Origin of the sequence: Puniceicoccus vermicola (assembly GCF_014230055.1) — a bacterium.
GTDB classification, from domain to species: Bacteria; Verrucomicrobiota; Verrucomicrobiia; order Opitutales; family Puniceicoccaceae; genus Puniceicoccus; species Puniceicoccus vermicola.
Window position 1 is genome coordinate 1 of record NZ_JACHVA010000084.1, and the last position, 6,621, is coordinate 6,621.

A 6,621-nucleotide genomic window follows, 5' to 3' on the forward strand; every position below is an offset into this window, starting at 1 on the left:
ACTCGCTCATCACTTCACGGGCCTTTGCCGTGAGATTGCTCCCGAGATTACCCGCAACAGCGGACTCCTGGCGATCCTGCGAACCCGACCCGGGCGCCTCTCGCAAAAACAGATCCGACGCCGTCAGGAACTCTTCGACAAGCACCCAACCCTCGAGCCCCTCTATCTCAAACGATGGCAAATCCACTCCCTTCTCTGCCAGAAGTCCTGCACAGCAAAGAAGTGTCGATCAAATGCCAAAGAGCTCTATCGACATATCGAAGAACTACAACAACAGGGCTTTGCACAACTCAAAACCCTCGCCAAGACCCTCCAACAATGGATCGAGCCCATCGCCACCATGTGGCGATTTACCAAAAACAATGCCATCACCGAAGGCTTCCACAGAAAAATGAAACTCATCCAAAGAAGAGCCTTCGGCTTCAGAAACTTTGAAAATTACCGACTGCGCGTCCTCGCTCAGTGCCAATGAACACACACAATAATCCTAAAGAAAAATAATCACAAATTATGCCCGGTCCCCAAACTTTGGAGTAGACCCAACTTTGGAGTAGACCCAACTTTGGAGTAGACCCTGGAGTAGACCCTCGGTTTCCCCGAGAAGGGGATGGTGCCAAGGGGCAGATTTGAACTGCCGACCAAAGGCTTATGAGTCCTCTGCTCTACCACTGAGCTACCCTGGCGGAAAACGATCTAGGAAACGGTTTGAACGCTGTGGGTCAAGTCTGCTCTCAGAAGTTTTTCGAAAAAGTTGAAAAAAGAGGGTCTGGAAAAGGGGTGAACGGGAACTTGCCACCCCGTGCAGGATTTGGCAACCTGACAGGTTTTACTTCATGGACGCACCGAAAATCAGTATTTATGACACTACTCTCCGCGACGGGAGTCAAGGCGAGGGCATCTCTTTCTCGGTCAACAGCAAGATCCGCGTTGCCCAGAAACTGGACCAATTTGGTGTGGACTACATCGAAGCCGGCTGGCCCGGATCCAATCCGCGTGACTTGGCTTTCTTTGAAGAAGCCCGGAATCTCAAGCTGCAACACGCAAAGATTGCCGCTTTTGGCTCCACCCGTCGCGCCAATGTGGATGTGGAAGAGGATCCGCAGCTGCGTCTTCTCCTCGATGCCGAGACTCCAGTCGTCACCATCTTCGGAAAGACTTGGTTGCTTCACGTCGAAAAAGTAATCCGGACAACCGGTGCCGAGAATTTGGCGATGATCGAGGATTCTGTTCGTTTCCTCGGCAGCCAGGGGCGGGAGGTCATTTACGATGCCGAGCACTTTTTTGACGGCTACAAGGACAACGCCGAATTTGCTCTGGATACCCTTCGAGCGGCGAATCGCGGTGGTGCGGAGTATTTGGTGCTCTGCGATACGAATGGAGGCACTCAGGTTCATGAGGTCGACGAGATTGTGACCGAGGTCCGCAAGCAGCTTCCGGATGTGCGCGTCGGAATGCATTGCCACAACGATTGCGGTCTTGGCGTCGCCCTGAGCCTCGCGGGCGTCCGTGCGGGGGCAGTGCAGATTCAGGGAACCATCAACGGCTACGGGGAGCGCAATGGAAACGCGAACCTGACCTCGATCATTCCGAATCTCGCTCTTAAATTTGAGCGGGAGATGAATTGCGCGGCAAATATCAAAAAGCTGCGGGATCTTTCTCTCTACATTGACGATCTGGCCAATCAGCGTCCGGACATCCGTGCTCCCTACGTTGGAGCGAGCGCCTTCGCCCACAAGGGTGGGGTTCACGCCGATGCCGCTTCCAAAGTGGCCCGTAGTTACGAGCATATCGATCCGGCCCTGGTCGGAAACCGTTCGCGGGTGCTGGTCTCCGATATGTCGGGGCGGAGCAGTATCATGATGAAAGCCCGCGAGATGGGGGTCGACCTTGAGTCCCGTTCTCCCGAGCTCAAGACTTTCCTCGAAGAGCTAAAGGATTTGGAGTTCCGCGGTTACGAATACGAATCGGCGGATGCCTCCTTTAAACTGCTCCTCGACAAATTCCTCCACGGGCGCAAGGACCGGATCAATCTTAAGGGATATCGGGCGATGATCTCCGAAGAGATTCACTCGGAGCGTGAACTGTACTCGGAAGCGACCGTAAAGATCTCGGTCGACGGATCCGAAAGCCACACCGTAGCCGAGGCCCGCGGCCCCATCGGAGCCTTGGACCACGCACTGCGCAAAGCGCTCTCGCCGATCTATCCGTTTGTGGAGGAGATGCGACTGGTTGATTTCAAGGTGCGGATCGTTGATAGCAAAGAAGGGACCGATGCCAAAATTCGGGTTCAGGTCGAATCGACCGACGGATCCCGTTCTTGGGGAACGGTCGGGGCTTCAGAGAACATCGTCGAAGCCTGTTGGGAGGCTCTCAAGGATGCCTACGAATTCAAGATCCTGCTCGAAGAGACCGGTGGTGAGGAAGTCGAGAAAGCTTCCCGTCGCATCGCCGTCGAAGCCTGATCACTCAAAGCCTCTAGTTTGATGGAATTGATTTTGCAGAATACTGCCTCGGGCAAGCGTGAACCTATTTTCGCCAGCGATGGCAAGACGGTCCGTTTCTATTGCTGTGGACCCACGGTCTATGGCCCCGCCCACGTCGGAAACTTTCGGACCTTCTTGGTTCAGGACCTCTTTCGCCGGGTCTGTGAAGCCTCGGGTTTGACGATGACCCACGTGCGGAACGTGACCGATGTCGACGATAAGACCATTCGGGAATCCACCGCCCAGAAGATCCCTCTGAAGGAGTTCACCCTTGGTTGGCAGAAACGATTTGAAGACGACTGCGCGGAATTGAATCTCCTCGCCCCCCATCATTCTCCCTCCGCGGTAGATCACATCAAAGAGCAGATCGATTTGATTGAGAAGCTCGTTGATCGCGGACACGCCTACAAGGGCGACGATGGATCGGTATATTTTCGCGTGTCCTCATTCGATCGCTACGGAGATCTCGCGCACATCCGCCGTGACGCGCAGAAAGAGAATGCGGACGGTCGTATCAACTCGGATGACGAGTACAGCAAAGATGACGTCGCCGACTTCGCCCTGTGGAAGGCGCGTAAGCCCGAAGATGGCGAAAACTTTTGGGAAAGCCCCTGGGGCGAAGGTCGCCCCGGTTGGCACATTGAGTGTAGCGCCATGAGTATGCGCTATCTCGGCCCGTCGATTGATGTTCATGGCGGGGGAGTGGATCTCACCTTTCCTCATCACGAGAACGAAGTGGCTCAGAGCGAGTGCGCGACGGGCGAACACTTCGTCCGCCATTGGTTCCATTCGGCCCACCTGATGGTCGAAGGGCGCAAGATGAGCAAAAGCCTTGGGAATCTCTACACCCTGGACGACCTCAAGGAAAAGGGCTATACCCCGCAGGAGGTCCGTTGGGCCCTCATGTCCGGCCACTACCGGAAGACCCTGAACTTCACCTTCGACGCCCTGAATGCCGGTCGCAAGGCCCTGACCCGCGTCAGTGCCCTCGTCCAGAAACTTGAAGAAAAAGGCGGTGAATCGAAAGATCTGCAACCGGATAACCTTGAAGGCGATTTTCAATCGGCATGGTCCTCGTTGTTGACCGACTTAAACGTGCCGCAGGCCCTCGGCTTCCTGATGAAGGAAATTACCCGAGGCGAAAAGGAAGGAGATTCATTGAGTCCGGAAGAAGCCGGAAAATGGCTGGCTTCCAGCCGTTTCCTCCTGACCGTGCTCGGCATCGACCTCGAGGCTTGGATGGCTCTGCAAAACGACGAAGCCGAAGAGTCCTCCGCTCCCGCCGAAATTGTGAAGATGGCCGAAGATCGCTGGGCGGCGAAAAAGGAAAAGAATTTCGCCGAAGCGGATCGTCTTCGCGACGCAATTCAATCCGCCGGTTGGCAAGTGAAGGACACGCCCGAAGGATTTGAACTGACCGAGGCCTAAGAGCCAACTAAGCCCCTGAGGCAGCAAAACCCAAAGTAGTGAGAGCTTCCAGCTCTCTCATCCGGGATTGGAAAAGTTCGGCCGTTTTGCTGAAAGGGGCTCATTTCGCTCCTCCAGTGCCACTACGGTTAAAAATCGCAACAAGCTTCCTGAACTCTGATCTTCCCGCGTGTTCTAACTAGTCGACCCGAACTTTTGCGCAGCGGAGGGGCAACTAGACGCTTAGGCCCCGATGAAGGGTAGTGAGTCCCAGAACCTGAGTCTGGTACGGTTTCGATCATTCAGAACCAAGTCAGTTAGATCCGCGAAAGGTTTCGAAGTTTTGATTCAAGGTGGCTCCCGCAGGGAAACTTGAACAATCGCACAGGCGGCGCTTGGTCCATTCCTCCAGAGGACAAGCGCTGCCACGGCGAAACCCAAAGTAGTGAGAGCTTCCAGCTCTCTCATCCGGGATTGGAAGAGCTCGTCCGTTTTGCTGAAAGGACCATCTCGAGACTGTAACTGTCCCCAAGCCAAGCCCTGAACAGGAATATTTCACGATTGAGTTAGGTCTACGCAGTGGACACTATACCCGCGGAATTGATTCTCGGCGTCAGCCTCAGAATGAACCGTGAACGAATAAAAGATTCAGTAGGAGTTTATTGTGATTACTGCAGGTAGTGAATGTAGACCCTATAAAACGAAATTTACGAACAAGACTCTTGTTTCGTTTAGCGATAACACAACAGAGAAAGGGGGCAGTGGTGATGGGTTCAGACCTCATGAGTTGCTTGAGGCGGCCTTTGCTTGTTGTATGAATATGTCGGTACGAATGTATGCGGAAGAAAATTCAATGAACCTGGATTCCGTGACAACCACCGTAACCATCGATCGAAGCGAACCTGGTGAGGCGTGCTTTGAATACAGCATTCAATTGAGTGGCGATTTATCAAAGGAAGAAACGGACAGTATTTTGGAGGCCGTGAAGAACTGCCCCGTTCGAAAAACGCTTTCATCAAAATTGTCGTTTAGAATCAGAGAATAACGCCGGGCTGCTTGGGGGTTATAGGGATCAGCACAGTTATTCGCCTATAGATATCCCTGGATTGGCTAGTGAAGGAGAGGTCTGAAGCCAAGCGGGAATGGCACTGGTTTAAGGGTTTTAGCGGGGAAATTTTGATATTGGGGACTCTTGAAGAGGAACCCCTCCATCCCGCGGACGCGGGATTCTCCTTCACCTGTAGCGGGGGAGGAATCTTTCCGTAATTTTCTGACTCCCCTCCTACGAGTAGGAGAGGGGGGACCCCCGACTATGTCGGGGGGGGGGGAGGTTTCCATTCCATACACCCTCTTAAACTTGTGCCATTCAAGCCGAGCGCTGCCACGATAAAACCCAAAGTAGTGAGAGCTTCCAGCTCTCTCATCGGAATCGAAATGAACTCGCCCGTTTTGCTGAACGGCTCATTTCGCTCATCTTGATGTGTCCTGAGATCGCTGGACAGAGGATTCCTTTATTTTCTTCGTGTTATGATGTTTAGTTGTAGTTGATGCAAGCCGGTAGGCTTGTGTGATTGCCCCCCATGGGGGGCGCGATTTTTTCCTCGAATTGGATCGGGCTCTTGTAGCCCAGAGAGGAGTGTTTTCTGAATCGGTTGTAGAAAACTTCGATATACTCGAAGGCATTGCTTCGGGCAGTGTCTTCATCGAAGAAGACCTCATCGCCAACTGTTGAGGTCTTATACCGCCCGTAGAAGGATTCCTGGGCGGCGTTGTCGTAGCAGTTCCCCTTGGCGCTCATGCTTTGTTTGATCCCGAAGCTCTCCAACATGTTCTCATAGTCGTAGCTGGCGTAGGTGCTACCCCGGTCGCTGTGGTGAATGAGGCCCTCGGGCAGCTCGCCGCCTCGGGTCAGGACGGCGCACTGCAGAGCCTGGCAAACCAGCTTTGAATCGTTGCGGGAGGAAACGCTCCAACCGATGATCCGCCGACTGTACAGATCCATCACTGTTGCCAGATAACACCAGCCCCGCTGGACGCGCAGGTAGGTCGTATCGGCTACCCAGACCTGATTGCAGTCGTCCGGCTTTCCGAGTTCGCGCAGCAAGTTGGCGCTGTAGCCGAAGTCGTGCTTGCTGTTGGTGCCAAGGGGCTTGAAGCCCTTCGTTTGTCGACCTTCGATCCCCAGCTCCTTCATCAACCGTAACGTCCGGTCGCGGCCACAGCCGAGATCCTCGTCCTTGAGGTGTTCGTGGATTGGGCGGTGGCCGTAGCGTCCACGGGCTTGCCGGTGCAACTCGGTAATCCGTCCCTTGAGAGCCGCAGCGGTTACTATGACTGGCAGGCTCGCGAGCCTGCCAGTCATAGTAACCGCTGCGGCTCAGTCCGAAACACTCGCACAGCTCGTCTACTCCGTAGCGAGCCTTGTGATCCTCTATAAACCGATAGCGCATCACTCGGGGTTGCTGAAGTAGCCCACCGTTTTTTTTAGTATCTCGTTCATCCGCTTTTGCTTGGCCAGCTCCTTGCGGACCTGGGCCAGCTCCTCGGCCATCGCCTTCGGACTCTGTGCACCCTCGGGAGCCTCAGCCTCCAAATCATCCAGGTGCTTCTTCCTCCAGCTATACAGCATCCCCTCGGGAACACCAAGCTGCTCGGATACCTCCTTCACCGGTGTACCTTCAATTATGATCATCTTGACTGCCTCTTTTTTGAACTCGGCAGTGTAGCGGCG

6 protein-coding genes and 1 tRNA gene are annotated in these 6,621 nt (G+C 54.3%); 4 read left to right on the forward strand and 3 right to left on the reverse strand.

The window, feature by feature from the left end:
• Nucleotides 1-472, forward strand: a 472-nt coding sequence (locus H5P30_RS10935) for a transposase (protein ID WP_185691582.1), incomplete at its 5' end; no start/stop codon positions are given.
• Nucleotides 473-608: 136 nt separating this feature from the next.
• On the opposite strand, the gene H5P30_RS10940 is transcribed toward H5P30_RS10935, so the two are convergent.
• Nucleotides 609-683 (reverse strand) — tRNA-Met (locus tag H5P30_RS10940).
• A gap of 150 nt (nucleotides 684-833) precedes the next feature.
• Between H5P30_RS10940 and cimA the strand changes: the two genes are divergently transcribed.
• The 3 genes from cimA (at nucleotide 834) to H5P30_RS22060 (ending at nucleotide 4,935) form a co-directional block, all read left to right on the forward strand.
• A complete protein-coding gene (gene cimA, locus H5P30_RS10945; protein WP_185692988.1) occupies nucleotides 834-2,462 on the forward strand; it encodes a citramalate synthase in 1,629 nt (542 codons plus the stop codon).
• Nucleotides 2,463-2,483: 21 nt separating this feature from the next.
• The gene (gene cysS, locus H5P30_RS10950) at nucleotides 2,484-3,911 is read left to right on the forward strand and encodes a cysteine--tRNA ligase (RefSeq protein WP_185692989.1); all 1,428 of its coding nucleotides are present in this window, start codon (nucleotides 2,484-2,486) and stop codon (nucleotides 3,909-3,911) included.
• 643 nt (nucleotides 3,912-4,554) lie between these two features.
• Nucleotides 4,555-4,935 (forward strand): OsmC family protein, encoded by a 381-nt coding sequence (locus H5P30_RS22060; RefSeq protein ID WP_185692990.1) that lies wholly within the window; start codon nucleotides 4,555-4,557, stop codon nucleotides 4,933-4,935.
• Nucleotides 4,936-5,424: 489 nt separating this feature from the next.
• Here the strand turns inward: H5P30_RS22060 and H5P30_RS10960 are convergent, their stop codons facing one another.
• Both H5P30_RS10960 and H5P30_RS10965 read right to left on the reverse strand, forming a co-directional pair.
• A complete protein-coding gene (locus tag H5P30_RS10960; protein ID WP_185691282.1) occupies nucleotides 5,425-6,252 on the reverse strand; it encodes an IS3 family transposase in 828 nt (275 codons plus the stop codon).
• An 87-nt stretch (nucleotides 6,253-6,339) separates the two neighbouring features.
• A partial coding sequence (locus H5P30_RS10965) for a transposase (RefSeq protein ID WP_185691283.1) occupies nucleotides 6,340-6,621 on the reverse strand: 282 nt, incomplete at its 5' end.

Bases quoted from the DNA above. Each gene is read 5' to 3' on its own strand.
- cimA (WP_185692988.1), top strand. From the start codon at position 834: ATGGACGCACCGAAAATCAGTATTTATGACACTACTCTCCGCGACGGG.
- cysS (WP_185692989.1), top strand. From the start codon at position 2,484: ATGGAATTGATTTTGCAGAATACTGCCTCGGGCAAGCGTGAACCTATT.
- H5P30_RS10960 (WP_185691282.1), bottom strand. From the start codon at position 6,252: ATGACTGGCAGGCTCGCGAGCCTGCCAGTCATAGTAACCGCTGCGGCT.